The 18,578-nt window shown below is 72.4% G+C and carries 22 protein-coding genes; 13 read left to right on the top strand and 9 right to left on the bottom strand.

Annotation, left to right across the window (positions count from 1 at the left end):
• Positions 1-22: 22 nt before the first annotated feature.
• The 5 genes from BLW76_RS18670 (at position 23) to BLW76_RS18650 (ending at position 6,598) form a co-directional block, all read left to right on the top strand.
• The gene (locus BLW76_RS18670) at positions 23-475 is read left to right on the top strand and encodes a (2Fe-2S)-binding protein (protein ID WP_091309052.1); all 453 of its coding nucleotides are present in this window, start codon (positions 23-25) and stop codon (positions 473-475) included.
• Positions 462-1,424: an FAD binding domain-containing protein gene (locus tag BLW76_RS18665; protein WP_091309049.1), complete on the top strand. Its 963-nt coding sequence runs from the start codon at positions 462-464 to the stop codon at positions 1,422-1,424. The genes BLW76_RS18670 and BLW76_RS18665 overlap by 14 nt, the downstream gene beginning before the upstream one ends.
• A complete protein-coding gene (locus tag BLW76_RS18660) occupies positions 1,421-3,604 on the top strand; it encodes a xanthine dehydrogenase family protein molybdopterin-binding subunit (protein WP_091309048.1) in 2,184 nt (727 codons plus the stop codon). Before BLW76_RS18665 ends, BLW76_RS18660 begins: the two co-directional genes overlap by 4 nt.
• A 146-nt stretch (positions 3,605-3,750) precedes the next feature.
• Entirely contained in the window at positions 3,751-5,181 is a 1,431-nt protein-coding gene (locus BLW76_RS18655; RefSeq protein ID WP_091309045.1) for a carboxylesterase/lipase family protein, read from the top strand.
• A 139-nt stretch (positions 5,182-5,320) separates the two neighbouring features.
• Positions 5,321-6,598 carry a sensor histidine kinase gene (locus tag BLW76_RS18650; protein WP_091309042.1) on the top strand — a complete coding sequence of 426 codons (1,278 nt, stop codon included), beginning with the start codon at positions 5,321-5,323 and terminating at the stop codon, positions 6,596-6,598.
• A gap of 74 nt (positions 6,599-6,672) precedes the next feature.
• Here BLW76_RS18650 and BLW76_RS18645 read toward each other — a convergent pair whose 3' ends face one another.
• Positions 6,673-7,029 carry a hypothetical protein gene (locus tag BLW76_RS18645; protein ID WP_091309041.1) on the bottom strand — a complete coding sequence of 119 codons (357 nt, stop codon included), beginning with the start codon at positions 7,027-7,029 and terminating at the stop codon, positions 6,673-6,675.
• Positions 7,030-7,167: 138 nt separating this feature from the next.
• On the opposite strand from BLW76_RS18645, the gene BLW76_RS18640 reads away from it, so the two are divergent.
• Complete coding sequence (locus tag BLW76_RS18640) at positions 7,168-7,593, top strand: hypothetical protein (protein WP_091309038.1); 426 nt, start codon at positions 7,168-7,170, stop codon at positions 7,591-7,593.
• On the opposite strand, the gene BLW76_RS48550 is transcribed toward BLW76_RS18640, so the two are convergent.
• Positions 7,590-8,285 (bottom strand): GNAT family N-acetyltransferase, encoded by a 696-nt coding sequence (locus BLW76_RS48550; RefSeq protein WP_167384649.1) that lies wholly within the window; start codon positions 8,283-8,285, stop codon positions 7,590-7,592. The two genes, BLW76_RS18640 and BLW76_RS48550, sit on opposite strands and share 4 nt — an antisense overlap.
• A 66-nt stretch (positions 8,286-8,351) precedes the next feature.
• Here BLW76_RS48550 and BLW76_RS48545 point away from each other — a divergent pair, with 66 nt between their 5' ends.
• Positions 8,352-8,984, top strand: coding sequence for a hypothetical protein (locus tag BLW76_RS48545; RefSeq protein WP_167384648.1), 633 nt, complete (start codon positions 8,352-8,354; stop codon positions 8,982-8,984).
• On the opposite strand, the gene BLW76_RS18625 is transcribed toward BLW76_RS48545, so the two are convergent.
• From BLW76_RS18625 to BLW76_RS18610, 4 genes are all read right to left on the bottom strand, one after another.
• Positions 8,903-9,532, bottom strand: a complete 630-nt coding sequence (locus tag BLW76_RS18625; RefSeq protein ID WP_091309033.1) for a hypothetical protein — start codon at positions 9,530-9,532, stop codon at positions 8,903-8,905. The two genes, BLW76_RS48545 and BLW76_RS18625, sit on opposite strands and share 82 nt — an antisense overlap.
• Before the next feature lie 81 nt (positions 9,533-9,613).
• Positions 9,614-10,021 carry a VOC family protein gene (locus tag BLW76_RS18620; RefSeq protein ID WP_091319561.1) on the bottom strand — a complete coding sequence of 136 codons (408 nt, stop codon included), beginning with the start codon at positions 10,019-10,021 and terminating at the stop codon, positions 9,614-9,616.
• 82 nt (positions 10,022-10,103) lie between these two features.
• Positions 10,104-10,658: a PspA-associated protein PspAB gene (gene pspAB, locus BLW76_RS18615; RefSeq protein WP_091309030.1), complete on the bottom strand. Its 555-nt coding sequence runs from the start codon at positions 10,656-10,658 to the stop codon at positions 10,104-10,106.
• Between the two features lie 221 nt (positions 10,659-10,879).
• A complete protein-coding gene (locus tag BLW76_RS18610; RefSeq protein ID WP_091309028.1) occupies positions 10,880-11,869 on the bottom strand; it encodes a zinc-dependent alcohol dehydrogenase family protein in 990 nt (329 codons plus the stop codon).
• A gap of 83 nt (positions 11,870-11,952) precedes the next feature.
• On the opposite strand from BLW76_RS18610, the gene BLW76_RS18605 reads away from it, so the two are divergent.
• From BLW76_RS18605 to BLW76_RS18585, 5 genes are all read left to right on the top strand, one after another.
• Positions 11,953-12,273 (top strand): ArsR/SmtB family transcription factor, encoded by a 321-nt coding sequence (locus BLW76_RS18605; RefSeq protein ID WP_091309026.1) that lies wholly within the window; start codon positions 11,953-11,955, stop codon positions 12,271-12,273.
• Positions 12,274-12,343: 70 nt separating this feature from the next.
• Positions 12,344-12,784: a MarR family winged helix-turn-helix transcriptional regulator gene (locus BLW76_RS18600; RefSeq protein WP_091308990.1), complete on the top strand. Its 441-nt coding sequence runs from the start codon at positions 12,344-12,346 to the stop codon at positions 12,782-12,784.
• Positions 12,781-13,584 carry an ABC transporter ATP-binding protein gene (locus BLW76_RS18595; protein ID WP_167384647.1) on the top strand — a complete coding sequence of 268 codons (804 nt, stop codon included), beginning with the start codon at positions 12,781-12,783 and terminating at the stop codon, positions 13,582-13,584. Before BLW76_RS18600 ends, BLW76_RS18595 begins: the two co-directional genes overlap by 4 nt.
• Entirely contained in the window at positions 13,544-14,365 is an 822-nt protein-coding gene (locus BLW76_RS18590; RefSeq protein ID WP_091308957.1) for an ABC transporter permease, read from the top strand. The genes BLW76_RS18595 and BLW76_RS18590 overlap by 41 nt, the downstream gene beginning before the upstream one ends.
• 36 nt (positions 14,366-14,401) lie before the next feature.
• Positions 14,402-16,516: a transglycosylase domain-containing protein gene (locus tag BLW76_RS18585; RefSeq protein WP_091308954.1), complete on the top strand. Its 2,115-nt coding sequence runs from the start codon at positions 14,402-14,404 to the stop codon at positions 16,514-16,516.
• Here BLW76_RS18585 and BLW76_RS18580 read toward each other — a convergent pair.
• The gene (locus BLW76_RS18580) at positions 16,513-16,938 is read right to left on the bottom strand and encodes a nitroreductase/quinone reductase family protein (RefSeq protein ID WP_091308953.1); all 426 of its coding nucleotides are present in this window, start codon (positions 16,936-16,938) and stop codon (positions 16,513-16,515) included. The two genes, BLW76_RS18585 and BLW76_RS18580, sit on opposite strands and share 4 nt — an antisense overlap.
• A 155-nt stretch (positions 16,939-17,093) precedes the next feature.
• Here BLW76_RS18580 and BLW76_RS18575 point away from each other — a divergent pair, with 155 nt between their 5' ends.
• Entirely contained in the window at positions 17,094-17,501 is a 408-nt protein-coding gene (locus BLW76_RS18575; protein WP_091308950.1) for a zinc ribbon domain-containing protein, read from the top strand.
• Between the two features lie 104 nt (positions 17,502-17,605).
• Here the strand turns inward: BLW76_RS18575 and BLW76_RS18570 are convergent, their stop codons facing one another.
• Together BLW76_RS18570 and BLW76_RS18565 are read right to left on the bottom strand one after the other, a co-directional pair.
• Complete coding sequence (locus BLW76_RS18570; protein ID WP_091308949.1) at positions 17,606-17,896, bottom strand: hypothetical protein; 291 nt, start codon at positions 17,894-17,896, stop codon at positions 17,606-17,608.
• Positions 17,897-18,068: 172 nt separating this feature from the next.
• The gene (locus BLW76_RS18565; RefSeq protein WP_091308946.1) at positions 18,069-18,503 is read right to left on the bottom strand and encodes a single-stranded DNA-binding protein; all 435 of its coding nucleotides are present in this window, start codon (positions 18,501-18,503) and stop codon (positions 18,069-18,071) included.
• Positions 18,504-18,578 lie beyond the last annotated feature (75 nt).

The raw sequence follows: 18,578 nt of genomic DNA, 5'->3' as shown, positions 1-18,578 counted from the left end.
CCGGCTCCGCGGAAAGAGACCAGTGGACATCTCACTCGAAGTCAACGGCACCACCGAACACCTGGACGTCGATCCCGGCGTCACCCTCCTGGACGCACTGCGCGAGCGCCTCGCCGTCACCGGCCCGAAGAAGGGCTGCGACCGCGGGCAGTGCGGCGCCTGCACCGTGCACGTCGGCGGCAAGCCCGTGCTGTCGTGCCTCACCCTGGCCGCCACCGTCAAGCAGCCCGTGACGACCGTCGAAGGACTGTCCACAGAGGACGGGCTGCACCCGGTGCAGCAGGCCTTCGTCGACCAGGACGCCCTGCAGTGCGGGTTCTGCACCGCCGGGCAGATCATGTCGGCGGTGGCCGCCGTCGAGCAGGACGTCGAGGACGTGCGGGAGTTCATGTCCGGCAACCTCTGCCGGTGCGCGGCCTACCCGAACATCGTCAAGGCCGTCGAGCAGGCGAGGCGGGCCGATGCGTCCCTTTGAGCTGACCGCACCCACCACCGTCGAAGCGGCGGTCGCCGCGCCCGGCACGTACCTGGCCGGCGGCACGACCCTGGTCGACCTCATGAAGCTCGACGTCCTGACGCCGCAGCACGTGCTGGACATCAACGACGTACCGCTGCGCGGCATCGACACCACCGACGGGCTGCGCTTCGGCGCGCTCGAGCGGATGGGCGCCATCGCCGCGCACCCGGGCGTCTACCCCGCCATCTCGCGCGCCCTGCTGCTGAGCGCGTCCCAGCAGCTGCGGAACATGGCCAGCATCGGCGGGAACCTGCTGCAGCGCACACGCTGCTCGTACTTCCGCGACGTCGCCATGCCCTGCAACAAGCGCGTGCCCGGCAGCGGCTGCCCGGCGCTCACCGGCGCCAACCGGATGCACGCGATCCTCGGCACGAGCGACTCGTGCGCGGCGACACACGCCAGTGACGTCGCCGTCGCCCTGGTCGCCCTCGACGCCCGGCTGCGGCTGGCGGACGCGACCGGCACCCGCGAAGTCGCGCTCGGCGACTTCTACCGGCTGCCCGGTGACACCCCCGACGTCGAAAACGACCTGCGCCCCGGTGAACTGATCACCGAGGTGGTCGTGCCGCGGCTGGACTGGGCCGCGAACTCCACCTACGTCAAGGTTCGCGACCGGCAGTCCTACGAGTTCGCGCTGTGCTCCGCCGCGGTCGCGCTGGACGTCCGGGACGGCGTCGTCGCCGACGCGCGGGTCGCGGCCGGTGGCGTCGGGACGGTGCCGTGGCGGCTGCCGGCCGTCGAAGCGGCCCTGCGCGGCGGCCCGGCGACCGAGGCCGCCTTCGAAGCGGCCGCGGTGGTGGCCGCCGACGGCGCCCGGCCGTTGGCCGAAAACGGGTTCAAGGTGCCGCTGCTGCAGCGGACCATCGTCCGAGCGCTGCTCGAACTGACCGAGGGGAGCTCCCGATGATCACCCGGCTGGACGCGCCGCTGAAGGTCACCGGCGCGGCCAAGTACGGCGCCGACCACATCTTCCCCGGCATGGCCTACGGCTACATCGTCCTCAGCACGATCGCCCACGGCGAGATCGAGTCGATGGACGTCTCCGCGGCGAAGGACTCGCCCGGAGTTCTCGCGGTGTACACGCCGTTCGACTCGCTGACGCTGCACACGCCGAGCCTCCCGGTCTTCGGCGAGACGTGGGTTCCGTTGCAGGACAAGGAAGTCACCTACTACGGCCAGCCGATCGGCTTCGTCGTCGCGGAGACCTTCGAGCAGGCCAGGGACGCCGCGGCGCTCATCGAGGTGACCTACCGCGAGCGGCCCGCGCGGACCTCGCTCACCGAGTTCCTCGACACGGCGGAAATGGCGCCGCCGACCTTCAACGGCGCTCCCCCGGAAATCGAGGTGCTCGAAGACGGCGTCGAATCCTTCGACGCCGCACTGGCCGCGAGCCCAGTGGTCTTCGAGGCGACCTACACGACCGCGACGCAGAACCACGCCGCGATGGAGCCGCACTCCGCGGTCGCGGTGTGGGACGACGGCGAACTGACCGTCTACAGCGGCAACCAGGCCTCCGACATGCAGGCGGCGGAGCTGTCCATCGCCCTCGGCCTGGCACGGGAAGCCGTCCGCGCGGTCAACCCGTTCGTCGGCGGCGCGTTCGGCGGCAAGGGCCGGACGTCCACGCCGGCGTTCCTGGCCGCGGCGACGGCCCGGGCGCTCGGCCGGCCGGTGAAGGCCGCGCTCACCCGCGAGCAGGTCTTCACCGCCACCGCCGGCCGGGCCTCGACGATCCAGAAGCTCGCGCTCGGCGCCGAGCCCGACGGCACCCTGGTGGCCTTGCGCCACGACTCGTGGTGCCACACCGACATCGCGCGGTCGTTCGTCGAACCGACGTCGCACGGCACCTCGCGCGAGTGGTACGCGACGAAGAACCTGTCGATCACGCAGCGGATGGTGCCGCTGAACGTCCCGCCGACGACGTTCATGCGCGCCCCCGGCGAGGCACCCGGCTCGTTCGCGCTGGAGAGCGCGATCGACGAGCTCGCCGAGAAGCTGGGCATGGACCCGATCGAGCTGCGCGTCCGCAACAACTCGACCGCCCCGCCCGGGCACGACCTGCAGTGGTCGAGCAAGCACCTCGACGAGTGCTTCCGCATCGGCGCGGACCGCTTCGGCTGGGCGCACCGCCCGGCGGGCTCCCGCACCGACGGCGACTGGCTCGTCGGCATGGGCGTCGCGACCGCGGTGTTCCCCGCCCTGCGGTTCCCGGCCACGGTCGGCATCACGCTGCGGGCCGACGAGACAGCCGTCGTCGCGACGAGCGGCGCGGACCCCGGCACCGGCCTGCTGACCGTGCTCTCCCTCGTGGGCGCCGAATCGCTGGACATCCCCGCGGACCGGATCGAACCGCGGCTCGGTGACTCGGCCCTCCCGCCCGGCGGCATGTCCGGTGGCTCCACGGCGACGGCGAGCGCGGGCACGGCGATCATGCTCGCGGCCACCAAGGCGATCGACGAACTGGTCACCCTCGCCGCCGATCCCGGCGCACCGTTCGCCGGGCGCCAGGTCACCTACGCCGACGGCCGCGTCTTCGCCGACGGCGAGTCGATGACGTTCGGTGAGCTGCTGCGTGCGGTGGGGCGCGAAACGCTCGAGGTGACGGGGACCTCGGCACCCGGTGAGGAAATGACGAAGCACTCCTTCGCTTCGTGGGGCGCCCAGTTCTGCGAAGTCCGGGTGCACAAGTGGACCCGTGAAGCGCGGGTGTCCCGGATGCTCGGGGTGTTCGACGCGGGCCGGATCATCAACGACAAGGCGGCCCGCAGCCAGCTCATGGGCGGGATGATCTGGGGTGTCTCGGCCGCGCTGCACGAGGGCCTGGAGATCGAGGCGAACGGCCGGCTCGCCAACGGCGACTTCGCGAGCTACCTGCTGCCGGTCAACGCCGACATCCCGGAGGTCGACGTCCACTTCGTCGAGTACCCCGACACGCTGCACAACGCGGTCGGTGCCAAGGGCCTCGGCGAGATCGGCACGGTCGGCATGGCCGCGGCGGTCGCCAACGCCGTGTACAACGCCACCGGTATCCGGGTCCGGCACATCCCGATCACCATCGAGGACCTCCTCGAAGGCCTCGGGAACTGACGAGCGCGGGCAGGGCGCCTCGGCCGCCCTGCCCGCGCCGTTATCCATCCGCGACACCGGGAGAGACGGAACGCCCATGACGGCGGCCCGTCCACGGTCCTAGGCTGACGGGCGCTTCCCCCGACAGTCCACGAAGGGACCCCCGCATGACCGACCCCGTCGTCACCACCACGTCCGGCGCGGTCCGCGGTCAGGTCACCCCCGCCGGCGTGGCGCGCTTCCGCGGCATTCCCTACGCCGCCGCGCCCGACGGCGAGCTGCGCTTCGCCGAGCCCGCCCCGGCGCCACCGTGGGAGGGCGTCCGCGACGCGCGGAGACCCGGGCCGACGGCGCCGCAACGCCGTCACGACGTGCCCGGGCTCGACCTGGCCCCGCTCACCGGCACCGGCTGGCGGCCAGGGCCGGAGTACCTGACGGTGGACGTCTGGACCCCGCAGCCGGGCGCCGCTTCGCTGCCGGTGCTGGTGTTCGTGCACGGCGGCGCGTTCATCGGCGGCGCCGCGTCCGCCGCGGTCCACGACGGCACGGCGTTCGCCCGCGCCGGCGCGGTGCTGGTGACCGTGCAGTACCGGCTCGGCATCGACGGTTTCCTCCCGCTGGACGGCGGGGCGACCAACCTCGGCCTGCGCGACCAGCTCGCGGCCCTGCACTGGGTCCGGGAGAACATCGCCGCGTTCGGCGGCGACCCGGCCAACGTGACTCTGTTCGGCGCAGCGTCCGGCGCCGTCAGCGTCGCCTGCCTGCTCGGCTCGCCGCTCTCCGCGGGGCTCTTCCACCGCGCCATCGTCCAAAGCGGACACCCGGACATGGTCCGCGACGGCGTCCAGGCCCGGCGGCTGGCGAAGGTGGTCGCCGACGAGCTGAAGACCGAACCGACGGCGGAGGCGTTCCGCAAGGTCTCGACCGAGCAGCTGCTCGACGCCCAGGACGCGGTGTTGCGCCCGGGTGGCGCGCCGGACCTGCGCGACGCGCTGGGCTACGACCGCGGCTACGGGCTGAGCCCCTTCCTCCCGGTGGTGGGCGACGACGTCCTGCCGCAGCACCCGGCCAAGGCGATCAAGGCGGGCGCCGGCCGCGACGTCGACCTGCTGGTGGGCAGCTGCAGCGAAGAGATGCGGCTGTACCTGGTCCCGACGGGCGCGCTCGAGGCGGTGACCGACGACCAGGCGGTGGCCTCGCTGGCGGTGTCGCACCCCGACCCGGCGGGCGTGCTGTACGCCTACGGGCTCGGCTCGGACCGCACGGCGGGCGAGGTCCTGGTCGAGGCCCTGACGGACCTGGTCTTCCGCGACGGCGTGCGCGACCTGGCCGCCGGCCACCAGGGCCGGACGTTCCGCTACGAGTTCGAGTGGGGCTCGCCGCTGCTCGACGGCAGGCTGGGCGCGTGCCACGGGCTCGAGCTGCCGTTCGTGTTCGGCGCGCTGGACGCGCTCTCGGGGCCCCGCGGCCTGCTCGGCGAGAACCCGCCGCGGGAGCTGGCCGAGGAGCTGAACGGCGCCTGGCACCGCTTCGCCACGACGGGCTCGCCGGGCTGGGCGGAGTACACGGGCGAGGACACGATGTTCCACGCGTACTGACGCCTGCCGGGGCCGCGGATCACGAACCGGTTCACCCGCTTGCTCCAGCGGGCTGGCTCCCGGCCCGGACGGTTGACTAGCCCCCTTCCCCGCTGCCAGGCTCAGGCCGCCCGGACGGCCGGACGAATGGGGACCACCGATGCCCGAGGCGGGCTCTGCCGCACCGCCACGCGCGTTCGTCCGCACGCTGCTGCGCAGCGGCACGCCCGCGGAGCCCGCCGAGCCCGTGCCCGACAACGGCGACCTCACCGCCGTCGGGGACGCGACCCTCGCGCGCGCCTCGCGCTACTGGGTGGCCGTGCCGCTCGCCTACCGGGCCGCGGCGTTCGTCAAGGTCTTCATCGGGTTCACCGCCGCGAACGGCGTGTTCGGGCTCGGGCCCGTGCTGGCCGCGACCGTGTTCGCCGTCGTCGCCAACATCGCCGCCGTGGTCTGGGTGCTGCGCTCGGGCGGCCTGCGGGCCCGCGTCACCGGCCGCGCCCTCGGCCTCGACCTGGCCGTCGGCGTGGTGCTCAACCTCCTGGTCGCGGTGACGGCCCCGGACGGGATCCAGCCGTTCGCCGTCGACGTGTCGTGGACCTGGCTGGTCGGCTCGGTCGCGATGTGGGCGGGCACGTCCGGCCTGCCCGCCGCGTTGTGGCTGTTCGCGGCGGCCGTGCCGTTCCGGGCGCTGCTGACCCTGGCCGGCGGCCTCCCGCTGGGCGACCAGCTCGCCATGACGCGGTCGATCGGCTGCCTGGTGGCGCTGGCGGTGGCGATCGTGCTCGCCGTGGCGATCCTCATCCTGCTCGGCGTCGGCACGCGTTTCGCGGTCGACATCGGGCTGCGGCGCGGGCGCGAGGCCGAGCGCCGCCGGACCCGGCGCATCATGCACGACAGCGTGCTGCAGACCCTCGAAGCACTGGCCATTTCCGCCCCGGGCGACGACGCCCAAGCCGCCACCCGGCTCTCGGAGCTGCGGTCGGTCGCCAAGGCGGAGGCGGCCGAGCTGCGCCGCCGGATCACCGAGCCGGTGCCGACCGGGCCAACGCGGAGCTTCGCGGTCGAGTTGGCCGACGTCGCCACGGAACTGGCCCGCGACGGCCTCCGCACCCAGCTCGTCGCGGCCGACTTCGCCGACGACCACAAGGTCTCGCAGGACCGGCGCACGGCGTTGTGCGAAGCGGTCCGGGAAGCGTTGCGCAACACGGTGAAGCATTCGGGGACGAAGCAGGTGGTGCTGCGCGTCGAGGAACGCGACGGCGGGATCGCGGTGGTGGCCCGCGACCAGGGCCAGGGCTTCGACGTCCGCGACCGGCCACCGGGCTTCGGCATCAGCCAGTCCATCATGGCCCGGCTGGCCGAGGTGGGCGGCCACGGCACGGTGGACTCCCAGCCCGGCCGCGGCACGCGGGTGACGATGTGGGTACCGGGCTGAGCGGACGTCACGGGATGGCTCGCCGCTGATCAAGCCGCGCGGCGGCCGGCACGGTCTCGCCCGGCGACACCCGCTCAAGCCGCGCGGCGGGCGGCGCGCTCGGCCGCGAGGCTCGCGCGGCACGCCACGGTCAGGCGGGTGGTCGCCGCGCTACCGCCGTGGCCGCAGCGTGGGCAGGACATCGCCACGGCCAGTGACAGCTCGTCGACCGCGACGGCCAGCTCGGTGCGGCAGCCGCGGCACCAGCGGTGGCGGGTGACCGGGCTGACGTGCGCCGGCGAGGCGACGCACTGGTGGATCCACCGGCCGTGCACGTGGCAGGTCAGCCGGTCGTCGGGGGCGAGCAGGCCCATGTCCTCGGCGTCGTCCTCGGTGGCGAGCAGGACCGGCAGGCTCCGGACCCGGTTCGGGGTGCTGGTCGTGGCGGTCATCGTGCGCTCCCTTCCCGTCACAGGTGCGTCGAACGCGCAGCCCCGGTTTCGACGCCCACCCCGCGGATGGCCGGATCCCGGCGGTTCCTGGCAATCCAGCCACTCCCCCGGCCGAGGGAAGATCGCTAGCTTCGGCACGTGTCGAAAATCCTGCTCTCGATCCACGTCCTGGCGGCGATCCTCGCCGTGGGCCCGGTCGCGGTCGCGGCCAGCATGTTCCCCGCCGCCGTGCGCCGGGGCGACGTCAAGGCCGCGACCCTGCTGCACCGGATCTGCCGCGTGTACGCCTACGCGGCCATCGCGGTTCCCGTGTTCGGCTTCGGCGTCGCGGGCACGATGCACGTCATGGGCGACCCGTGGCTGCTCGTGTCGATCGGCCTGACGGCGGTCGCGGCCGCGGTGCTCGCCCTGCTGATCCTGCCGCGCCAGAGGCGGCTGCTGACCGCGGAGTCCACTTCGGACGTTCTCGGCAGGCTGGCCATGCTGACCGGCGTGTTCAACCTGTTGTGGGCCGCCGTGACGGTGCTGATGATCGTCCGCCCCGGCTCCTCGACCGGCGCCTAGGCCGGTGCCCGGACCGCGAGCGGGACGCGGACCGCCACGAAGTCCGGCCGGTGCCGCAGGGCGAAGCCCAATGAGAGGTACAGGCGGATCGCCGAGGTGTTGCCCGCCGCCGCGTGCATCATCGGGATCTCGCCGCGCTCGCGGATGCCTGCCGCCACCGCGAGCACCAGCCGCGTCGCCAGGCCCTGCCCGCGGTACGCCGGGTCCGTGCAGACCGCGCTGATCTCCGTGTAGCCCGGCGGGTGCAGCCGCTCGCCGGCCATCGCGACCAGCGCGCCGCCCCGGCGGACGCCGAGGTACGTGCCGAGCTCGACGGTCCGCTTCCGGAACGGCCCCGGCCGCGTCCGCTCGACGAGGTCCAGCATCTCCGGCACGTCCGCGGGCCCGAGCCGCACGGCTTCCGGATCCGGTGCGGCCGCGACCCCTTCGTCGACCAACTGCACGCCGGGGACCTCGTCGAGCACCTCCCAGCCCGACGGCGGCCGCGCGCCGGTGGCGGCGAGCACGACGGTCGCCCCGGGGCCGGCCAGCTCGGCGACGTCCCGCCAGTCCTGCTCGCCCGGGTCGTCGGGCAGCGCGAGGAACGGCGCGACGTCCTCCGGGTAGCGCACGACGCGCCCCTGCCGTTCCGCGAAGTGGGCGTGCGGGCCGGTCAGCGACGCCCAGGTGGGGTTGTCCAGCGGGGAAGCCATGCCTCCAGCATGCGGACACCGGGCGCGTGACCGCCGCCACTCCCACATCCTGGGTAGGGTGCGCTCGTGGGTTCCCAGGTTCCGGTGTGGATTCCGATCGTCGTCGCTCTCCTCGGCCTCGCCGGGGTGATCCTGACCCAGGTCCTTTCGGGACGGCGGGAAGCCCGCCGGATGGCCGAGGAGACCGCGCGCGAGGAGCGCCGGTGGCAGCGCGAACGCGAAGCCCGGACCCACGAGACCCGCGCCGACGCCTACGCCCAGCTGATGGGCGTCCTCGAAGCGTTCGACGGCGTGCTGTTCCAGGCCCGGGCCGTCCTCGAGTCGGACAAGAAGCTCGACGAGCACCAGGCCACCGAGCTGCGGGCGGTGCGCAGCGAGGCCCAGCACGCGCTCGGCCCCGTCGTGCTGCACGCGCCGGAGGCGGTCCGGCGGCTGGTCAGCGACGCCACCCTGCCCCGGATGCGGCTGGCCGCGATGCTGCTCGACCCCGCCGACGACGATCGCGCCAAGCTGCGGCCGGCCTGGGACGCCGGCCAGCGCGGCTACCGCGTCATGCGCGCCCGGATGCGGGCCGACCTGGGCTTCGACGCGGAGCCGGTGGACGAGCTGTACGGCGCTCAGCCGACCGTGGTCAGCTCCTCGTCGGAGAGCACGTCGGACCCGGCCGACACGACCAGCCTGCCGCCGCCGACCTCGTAGCGGTAGTCGCCGTTGACCGCGACGAAGCCGTCGCCCTCGGCCTGGGCCGGCAGCATGATGTGGGTTTCGTCGGAGGCGGCCTGCCCGCGGGCCTGGCCGTCGTAGAAGATCCGGCCGTCGGGGATCCGGCAGATCGTGACGAGGGCCTTCGCGGTCTGCCCCACCAGCAGCGCCGTCCCCGTGCCGCCCGGCAGGTAGCGCGCGGCGTCCGCCGGGCAGGGCTTGTCCGTCGGCGCCGACGTGCTCGTGGACGGCGTGACGGGCGGGGTCACCCCGTTGGCGGTGGTGACCACGGTCTTGGTGGTCGGCAGTACCGGTGTCGTGTATTCCGGGAACGGCCCCGCCGCGGACGGTCCCGGCCGGGACCGCCCGGTGAACAGCAGCACCCCGCCCACCGCGGCGCCGGCGACCAGCATCAGGGCCAGCAGCACCGCCAGCGCCCGCGCGCGGGCCCGGCCCGGCGCCAGCCCCGCGCAGGTGCCGCACCGCCGGGCGGCGGGGTCGTTGACCGCGCCGCACTGCGCACACGTCCAGGGAAAACCCGCCATCGGGCCTCCTTCGGCCCGGCGCCACGCCACGCCGGTGCCTCCATCGTCACCGACGAGGGCACCGGCTGCAACGGCTCACGGCTAGCCCTGCACGACGTTGACCATCCAGGGGATGCCGAACTTGTCGACGCAGGCACCGAATTCGTCGCCCCACATCTGCTTTTCGAAGGGAACCGTCACGGTGCCGCCGTCGCTCAGCTTGTCCCAGTAGCCGCGCAGGTCGTCGGCGTCGTCCCCGCTGAGGCTCACCGAAATGTTCGTGCCCGGGTCGTGCTCCATCCCGGCCGGGGTGTCCGACGCCATCAGCGTGAAGCCGTTTTCGGCTTCCAGCTGGGCGTGCATGACTTTGTCCGCGTCCGCCCCTTCGGGTGAACCGAATTCCCCGAACGTGTTCAGGGTGAGCGTGCCGCCGAAGACACCTTTGTAGAACTCCATGGCCTGCCGCGCATCGTCGCGGAAGCTCAGGTACGGGTTCAGACGAGAAGCCACGGCCATCTCCTTCGATCCGACGAGAGCAGCATCCTCGCAGAACGCCAGGGCCGCGCCAATCGGCCGTTTTTCAGAGTGGCGGTCAGAGCACGAACCGCCGCTGCGCGACCGGTTCGAGCGGCAGCGAGCCGTGCAACGCCGCCCTGGCACGCAGCTCCAGCGCCCGGTCCAGCGGCCGGGCGCCCGGCGCCGCGGTGTGGAACGTGCCGCGGTCGAACAGGTACACCAGCGCGAGCTTCCCCTCGCGGCGCCCGGTCGGCTCGGCGAACTCGACGGTGGCGAACCGCAGCGAGCCGCCGTAGCCCGCGCGGGCCAGCCTGTCCGCGACGTCCACCAGGTCGCCGGTCAGCACGCGCAGGTCGCGGTTGCGGCGCCAGCACCGGACCGTCGACCGGCCGTGGAGGTCCTGCGTCACCAGCGGGTGCACCGGCAGCCGCGCCGACGTCGCGGCGATCAGCTCCGCCTCGGTGCGGGCCAGTGCGTCCCCGTCCACCTTGAAGTCGACCGTGCCGCCGCCGGTGGGCGCCAGGCCCAGCGCGGCGCGCATCCGCGGGCCGGCCGCGGCGAGGGTGTAGAGGGACTGCAGGTGCGGGCGGGATGTCCAGCACCGGACGAGCTTGCTGTCCAGCAGGGTCACGACGAACGTTCCTATCCTCATGCGAAGGCCGCCGGACCGGGCGCACTGGCAATGTCCACTGTGGACGTCAGGCGCGGGGACGCGGGGCCGGAAAGGACAGCATGCGCCCGCGCCGGGAGATCCGGACCACAACTCCCGGCGCGGCGCGGCGAACGGCACCGGCCCGCCGCCGAACGGTCACCCCCGGTCAGGTTGCGCCGATCAGCGGTGTCCCTTTCGCCTCACGCGGTGGTGATCACCACCTTGCCGAAGTTCTCCCGCCCCGCGAAGCGGCGGAAGGCTTCCCCGGCGTCCTCGAACGAGTGAACGCTGTCGATGACCGGCTCGACGGGCCACACCGTGAGCCACCGGAGCAGGTCTTCGGTGTCCTCGCGGCTGCCGACCCAGATCTTCCGCACCGTCGCGCCGCTGCGGAACAGGTCCATGAAGTCGATCGGCGGCCCGCTCCGGCCGACGAACCCGACGACCGCGATCTCGGCGTGGTGCGTCCCGGCGGCGACCAGCGACTGCGCGAACGTGCCGGGGCCGCCGACCTCGACGATCCGGTCGGCACCACGCCCGCCGGTGGCGTCGAGCACCGCCTTGCCCCACTCCGGCGTCGCGACGTAGTCGATCACCGTGTCCGCGCCGAGCCTGGCCAGCTTCGCCGCCTTGGCCGCACTCGACGTCGTCGCGACGACCCGCGCCCCGCGTGTCTTCGCCAACTGGACGGCGAATAGCGAGACACCGCCGGTGCCGAGGGTCAGCACGACGTCGCCCGGGCCCACGCGGTCGAGCGACGTCCACGCGGTGACCGCGGCACACGGCACCGTGGCACCCTGCTCGAAGGTCAGCGAATCCGGCAGCGCGACGAGCGCGTGCTCGCCGACGGCGCGGAATTCCTGGAGCCAGCCGTCCTGGCCGTTGCCGTAGCCGACGGCGGTGTCCGGCATCCGCCCGGCGATCCAGTCCGGGTGGAACGTGTTGATCACCCGGTCGCCCACCGCGAAGCGGGTGACGCCGTCGCCGACCGCGACGACCTCGCCCGCCGCATCGGACGCCGGGACCAGCGCCCCGGCCCCGCCGGCGAAGTGGTCGCCGTCCAGGATGAGCAGGTCGCGGTAGTTGAGCGACACGGCCCGGACCCGGACGAGCACCTCGCCGCGCTGCGGCTCGGGCACCGGCTCTTCGCGCTGGACCAGGCGACCGGACTCGGGACGGTAAACGCGCACCGGAACTCCTCGATGTTAACCAGTTGGCTAACATCGACCATGGCACAGGGGCTCCCGCCCCGGCAACCAGGGATAATCGGAGCATGGCCAGCCGCACTGCCAGCCCCCTGGACCACCCGGCCCTCGAAGACGTCTCGTTCAGCGCGGCCTTGGAAGCCCTGCGCGACCCGTACCGGCTGGCAATGGTCGCCGCCCTCGCCCGCGAACCCGGCCAGTCGTGTGGCGCGATCATGCCGCCGGTCAGCAAGCCGGCCGCGACGCGGCACTTCAAGATCCTCCGCGCGGCCGGGCTGCTCCGCCAGTGGGACAGCGGCACGCAGCGGCTGAACGCGTTGCGCCGCGAGGAGTTCGACGCCCGCTTCCCCGGTCTGCTCGACCTGGCCCTCGCGGAAGCCGCGCGCTGATTCGCTTTTTCCTCGCCAACCGGACATTTAGCATTGCTAATTGATCTGGGTCAGAGCTACCTTCGACGGCATGACCGAACTCGCCGACCGCCTGCTCGGCGCCGTCCAGGGAATCCGCCGGGTGGTGCGCCGCCGGGTGCGCGCCGACGTGCCGGGCACGCCGCTGCCCGGCGCCCAGGCCGAACTCCTGCGCGTCGTGGCCGACCACCCCGGCATCGGCGTCGCCGCGGCCGCGCGCGAACTGCACCTGGCGAACAACTCCGTCAGCACGCTGGTGAACCAGCTCGCCGACACCGGCCTGCTGCGCCGCGAGGCCGATCCCGCCGACCGGCGCGCGGCCCGGCTGGAGATCACCGCCGCGGCCGCCGACCGGATGGCGGCCTGGCGCCGCGCCCGCACCGGCCTCGTCGCCGGCGCCCTCGCGAAACTGTCCGAAGAGGACATCGCGCTGATCGAGCAGGCGTTGCCACCGCTGGAAAAACTCCTCGGCATCCTGAAGGAGCAGCCATGACCGAACCCGCGGTGCGGTGCACCGGCGTCAGCCACTCCTTCGGGACGACCCGCGCGGTGGACGGCGTCGACCTGGAGATCCACCCCGGCGAGGTGTTCGGCCTGCTCGGGCCGAACGGCGCCGGCAAGACGACCACCCTCCGGATGATCACCACGCTGCTCCCGACCACACCGGATCACATCACGGTCTTCGGCGTCGACGTCGCGCGCCGCCGGATGGCCGTACGGCGGCTGATCGGGTACGTCCCGCAGCAGCTGTCCGCCGACAGCGCCCTGACCGGCCGCGAAAACGTCGCCCTGTTCGCGCGGCTCTTCGACGTGCCCCGCCGCGAGCGGGCCGTGCAGGTCCGGCTGGCCCTCGACCTGGTCGGGCTGGCCGGCGAAGCCGACCGCACCGCCAAGACGTACTCCGGGGGCATGATCCGCCGGCTCGAGCTCGCCCAGGCCCTGGTGAGCTCGCCGCGGCTGCTCATCCTCGACGAGCCGACGATCGGCCTCGACCCGGTCGCGCGGTCGTCGGTGTGGGACCGCATCGGCTCGATCCGCGAGGCGACCGGCATGACCGTGCTCGTCACCACGCACTACATGGACGAAGCCGAGCAGTACTGCGACCGCGTCGCCCTGATGCACGCCGGCCGGATCCGCGCACTGGGCACCCCGGCCGAGCTGGAGGCCGACCTCGGTCCCGAGTCCACTTTGGACGACGTGTTCCGGACGGTGACCGGCGACGCCTTCGACCACGAAGAAGGAGGGATCCGCGGTGTCCGTGCCACTCGCCGTACCGCCCGCCGCCTCGGCTGAGGAGGGCCCGCTGCGCCGGCTGCGCGTGCTCGGCGCCCGCGTCGGCGCGATGTGCCTGGTGGAGCTGCAGAAGCTGCGCCGCGACCAGACCGAGCTGCTCACCAGGGCGATCCAGCCCGCGCTGTGGCTGCTGATCTTCGGCGAGACGTTCACCCGGCTCCACGCGATCCCGACCGGCTCGACCCCGTACCTCGACTTCCTGGCGCCCGGCATCCTCGCGCAGTCGGCGTTGTTCATCGCGATCTTCTACGGCATCCAGATCATCTGGGAGCGCGACGCCGGCGTGCTCGCCAAGCTCCTGGTGACCCCGACCCCGCGCGCGGCGCTCGTCGCCGGGAAGGCGTTCGCCGCCGGCGTCCGCGCGCTCGTGCAGGCGCTGATGGTGCTGGTGCTGGCCGCGATCCTCGGCGTCGGGCTGACCGCGAACCCGCTGAAGCTCCTGGCCATGGCCGTCGTCCTGGTGCTCGGCTCGGCGTTCTTCTGCTGCCTGTCCATCGTGATCGCCGGGATCGTGCTCTCGCGGGAACGGCTCATGGGCATCGGGCAGGCCATCACCATGCCGCTGTTCTTCGGCTCGAACGCCCTGTACCCGGTGGACCTGATGCCTTCGTGGCTGAAGGTGCTCAGCCACGTCAACCCGCTGAGCTACCAGGTCGACGCCCTGCGCGGCCTGCTCATCGGGACACCCGCCCACCTCGGGCTCGACTTCGCCGTGCTCGCCGCCGCGACGGCGGTGGCCGTTTCGGTCGCCTCGGCACTGCTCGGCAGGTTGGCCCGGTGAGGCACATGTCTCACCGAACGGAACCTTTATCGCGCGATGCCTAATCTCGAATTCGTGAAACGTCGCCGGGGCGTGGTCCCTTTTGCCGGTTTGTGTCTCCTCGCCGGAATTCTGGTGGCCGGGACGATGGCGCCAGCCGCCATCGGCGCGGGTCTGTTGTCGAATCAGGTCAGCGATTCGGTGGACGCCATTTCCGCCCAGCTCGCCGCCGCCGATCCGCCGCTGACGACCACGGTGACCGACCGCGACGGCACCCCGATCGCCACGCTGTACGCGCAGTACCGCCTGCCGGTGACCGCGGCCGGGATCGCGACCACGATGAAGGCCGCGATCATCGCCGTCGAGGACCGCCGGTTCTACACCGAAGGCGGTGTCGACGTGCAGGGAATGCTGCGCGCGGCGGTCAACGACAGCGCCGGCGGGGCCCTGCAGGGCGCGTCGACGATCACGCAGCAGTACGTCAAGAACTACCTCGTCAACGTCGTCGACCGGACCGACCCGGCGGCCCAGCAGGCCGACCGCGAGGACTCGCTCGCCCGCAAGCTGCGGGAGGCGAAAATGGCCGTCCAGCTCAACGCCACCACGAGCAAGGACGACATTCTGGCGAATTACCTCAATGTGGTCGAATTCAGTGGAACCGTCTACGGGGTCGGCGCCGCGGCCCAGGCGTACTTCGGGACGACCGCGGACAAATTGACCGTGCCACAGGCCGCCCTGCTCGCCGGAATGGTGAACAACCCGAGCATCTACAACCCGTACACCCACGCCGACAAGGCACTGCAGCGCCGCAACCTCGTCATCGACGACATGGTCACCAACGGCTCGATCCCGGCGTCGTACGCCGCGACGGCGAAGGCCGCCCCGCTCGGGGTGCTGCCGAACGGCCCGGTGACGCCGTCGGGCACCTGCCTGGGCGCGGCGCCGGACGCCGGCTTCTTCTGCGCCTACGCGGAAAGCTACCTCGTGCACGCCGGGTTCACCGCCGACAAGCTGGCCACCGGCGGGTACACGATCAAGACCACGCTCGACCCGCGTGTCTCGCAGGTGACCAAGGACGCCGTCGACGCGAACGTGCCGACCACGCAGGACGGCGTGGCCAACACCTTCGCCGTCGTCCAGCCCGGCCAGGACGGGCACCAGGTGCTCGCGATGGTCGCGAACCGCAACTACGGCACCGACCCGGCGAAGGGCCAGACCTCGACCGACATCGTCGCCGACGCCAGCAACGAGTTCGGCGCCGGCTCGTCGTTCAAGATCTTCACCTCGGCCGCGGCGCTCGTCACCGGCAAGGCCGGCCTCGACACCCCGCTGCCCAACCCGGACAGCCAGTGCTTCCCGGTGCCGGACGCGCACGCGTCCTGCTACACCGTCCACAACGACGGCCACTACGCCGACCCGATCACCCTCGCCGACGGATTGGCGACGTCGCCGAACGTCGCGTTCGTCGGGCTCGAGAGCCAGGTCGGGATGCCCGCCGTACTGGACATGGCGTACAAGCTCGGGCTGCGGAACACGCTCGCGACCAACGACGCCGGCCGCACGCCGGACCCGAAGTCGGGCAACCCGCAGTACAGCGAACCGCAGTCGCAGTACTTCCAGAACCTGTTGTCGTTCACCCTCGGCAACAGCCCGGTGAGCCCGCTGGAAATGGCCAACGTGTCGGCGACGCTGATGAGCGGCGGCGTCTGGTGCCCGCCGAACCCGATCCTCTCGGTGACCGACCGGAACGGCAACGCCGTGCCTGTCGCGCAGCAGGCGTGCGAACGTGTCATCCCGCAGGGCGTCGCGGACACCCTGGAAGCCGGGCTGAGCAAGGACACCACGAGCGGCACGTCCGCCCAGGCGGCCCACGCGGCCGGCTGGACCCGGCCCGACATCGGCAAGACGGGCACCACGCAGCTGAGCGAATCGGTCGCCTTCGTCGGCGGGGTCGACGGCTACGCGGTGTCGTCCATGGTGTTCGCCGACGGGCCGCGGCCGCGGGAGATCTGCCCGGGCACGCCGGTGCACCTCGGCGACTGCGGGCACGGCGCGTTCGGCGGCACGGTCGCCGCGCCGCCGTACTTCCACGCCATGAGCACACTGCTGGCCGGGGTGCCCGACCAGCCGATCCCCGCCGCCGACCCGGCGTACCTGCAGGCGCGGAGCTAGCGCGGTTCGAGGAAGACGAGCGGGATCTCCCGCTCGGTCTTCGTCTGGTACTGCGCGTAGTTCTTGAACTCGGCGGTGATCTTCGGCCACAGCCGCGCCCGCTCGTCGGCATCGGCGACGCGGGCGCGCATCGGCTGCTTCGGCCCGCCCTTCAGCGACACCTCGACGTCGGGGTTGTCGCGCAGGTTGAGGAACCACGCCGGGTGCGTGTCGTCACCGCCCCGCGACGCCACGACGACCCACGTGCCGCCTTCCTGGTGCGGCGACGTCAGCAGCACCGACCGTGGCTGCCCGCTCTTGCGGCCGACGGTGGTGAGCTCGAGGACGGGCATGGCGACCTGCCACCCCACCCGTCCCCCGGTCAACTTGATCAGGCCGCGGTGCACGGCATTCATCGTCTTCAGGGCGAAGTCGCTCGGCATGATCCCAATCTAGTCCGGGCCTCTCGACGCCGCGGTACGGCCCGATTGTCCGGTTCGCCGGGTGTTGGTCCGGCCGGGATCGGCAAAACCGCTCCGGCAGGCGGCAACGGTGTGCGAGGCTGCCCGGCGAAGACCAACCGAGAGAGAGAAGACCGATGCTGATCTGGGGCTGGCGTACCCGCATCTACGTGCTGGCGATGACGACGTTCTTGTGCGGCCGGTGCGGTAACCCGGCCTCGCACGCGGTGCGCAAGGCGGTCACGAAGTTCACCCTGTTCTTCATCCCGCTGTTCCCGATCAGCGTCAAGTACACGGCGCAGTGCACGTTCTGCGGGATCGAGAACCGCATCCCGAAGGAGGACGCGCTCCGGCTGCAGGCCCAGGAGGAGCAGGGCCAGGCCCTGCAGCAGGCGGCGCCGGGCTACCCGGCGCACCCTTCGCAGCCGCAGGGAATGCCGCAGCAGGCGTTGCCGCAGCAGGGGTTCCAGCAGCAGCACCCTTCGCAGCCGCAGGGTTTCCCGCAGCCGGGCCAGCCGGGCCAGTTCCCGCAGCAGGGTCAGTAGCGAGGGCCGGCGCCGGCGGTCCGGCCCGCCGGCGCGCCGCGGGGGTTTTCGCGGCGGCAGAAGAGCTTCACTGTTGAGTTGTCAAACATCCGCCGGTCACCGGTTCAGGCGGCCGATCTCTGCTCGGGGGCGATGAGGGCCTGGCCCGCGGGTGTCAGGATCGCCGGGACCAGCTCGCCGGGTGCTCCGGGGCGGGCCGCGCGGACCAGGCCCAGGTGGGCCAGCGCGTGGGCCGCGAACTGGTCGCCGCACGACAGCCCGTCGATGAACAGGTCGGGTTCGCTGCTGCAGGACACCCGGCCGCGGCCCGCGCCGACCGCTCGGAGCATCGCCCGCATCCGGTGGTTGACCGCGGGGTGCGCTGCCGGTGAGCCGGTCTTCTCGTTCCCGTTCATGTCGGTCCCTCCCGCTCGTGGTTCGGCCGCCGTCACCTGTGCGTCGAATCGGTGGGCGGGATTTCGACAGCAGGTCCGGCCGGAGCGTCCCCCTCATCGTCACCGCAGGCGATCCAGCACGGGTCGAAGCCCCGTCGACGAGCGTTCGGAGGCCGGCCGCGAACGGATGGGCTCAGAAGGGCGGGTCTCCCACCGCCACCGGTTCCGGTGTCCAGGAACTGCTCCCTTCGCCGCCCATCACGCGGCTGACCTTGGTGACCTTCGCTGTGGCGTACCGCAGCGACGGACCGATCTCGTCGACCTCCAGCTCCACGACCGTGCGCTTCTCACCCTCCTTCGTGTCGTACGACCGCTGTCTCAGCCGGCCGTGCACGACCACGCGGGTGCCGCGCCCGAGCGATTCGGCGACGTGTTCCGCGTACTCCCGCCACAAACTGCAGCGCAGGAACAGCGGTTCGCCGTCGCGCCAGGCGCCGGATTCGCGGTCGAGCACGCGCGGGGTGCTCGCGACCGTGAAGTTGACGACCGCCGAGCCGGCCGCGGTGAAGCGCAGGTCGGGGTCGCTCGTGAGGTTGCCGACCACGGTGACGGTCGTTTCGCCTGCCATCGATCTCTCCTTGTCCTCCGGGTGCGGGGTGCACCGCTGTTGCCGATGAGGAGAGCACGGGGGTCCGACAATTCC

This window comes from Amycolatopsis tolypomycina, from assembly GCF_900105945.1.
Taxonomy (GTDB): Bacteria; Actinomycetota; Actinomycetes; order Mycobacteriales; family Pseudonocardiaceae; genus Amycolatopsis; species Amycolatopsis tolypomycina.
This window is presented reverse-complemented; position numbering and strand designations above follow the sequence as displayed.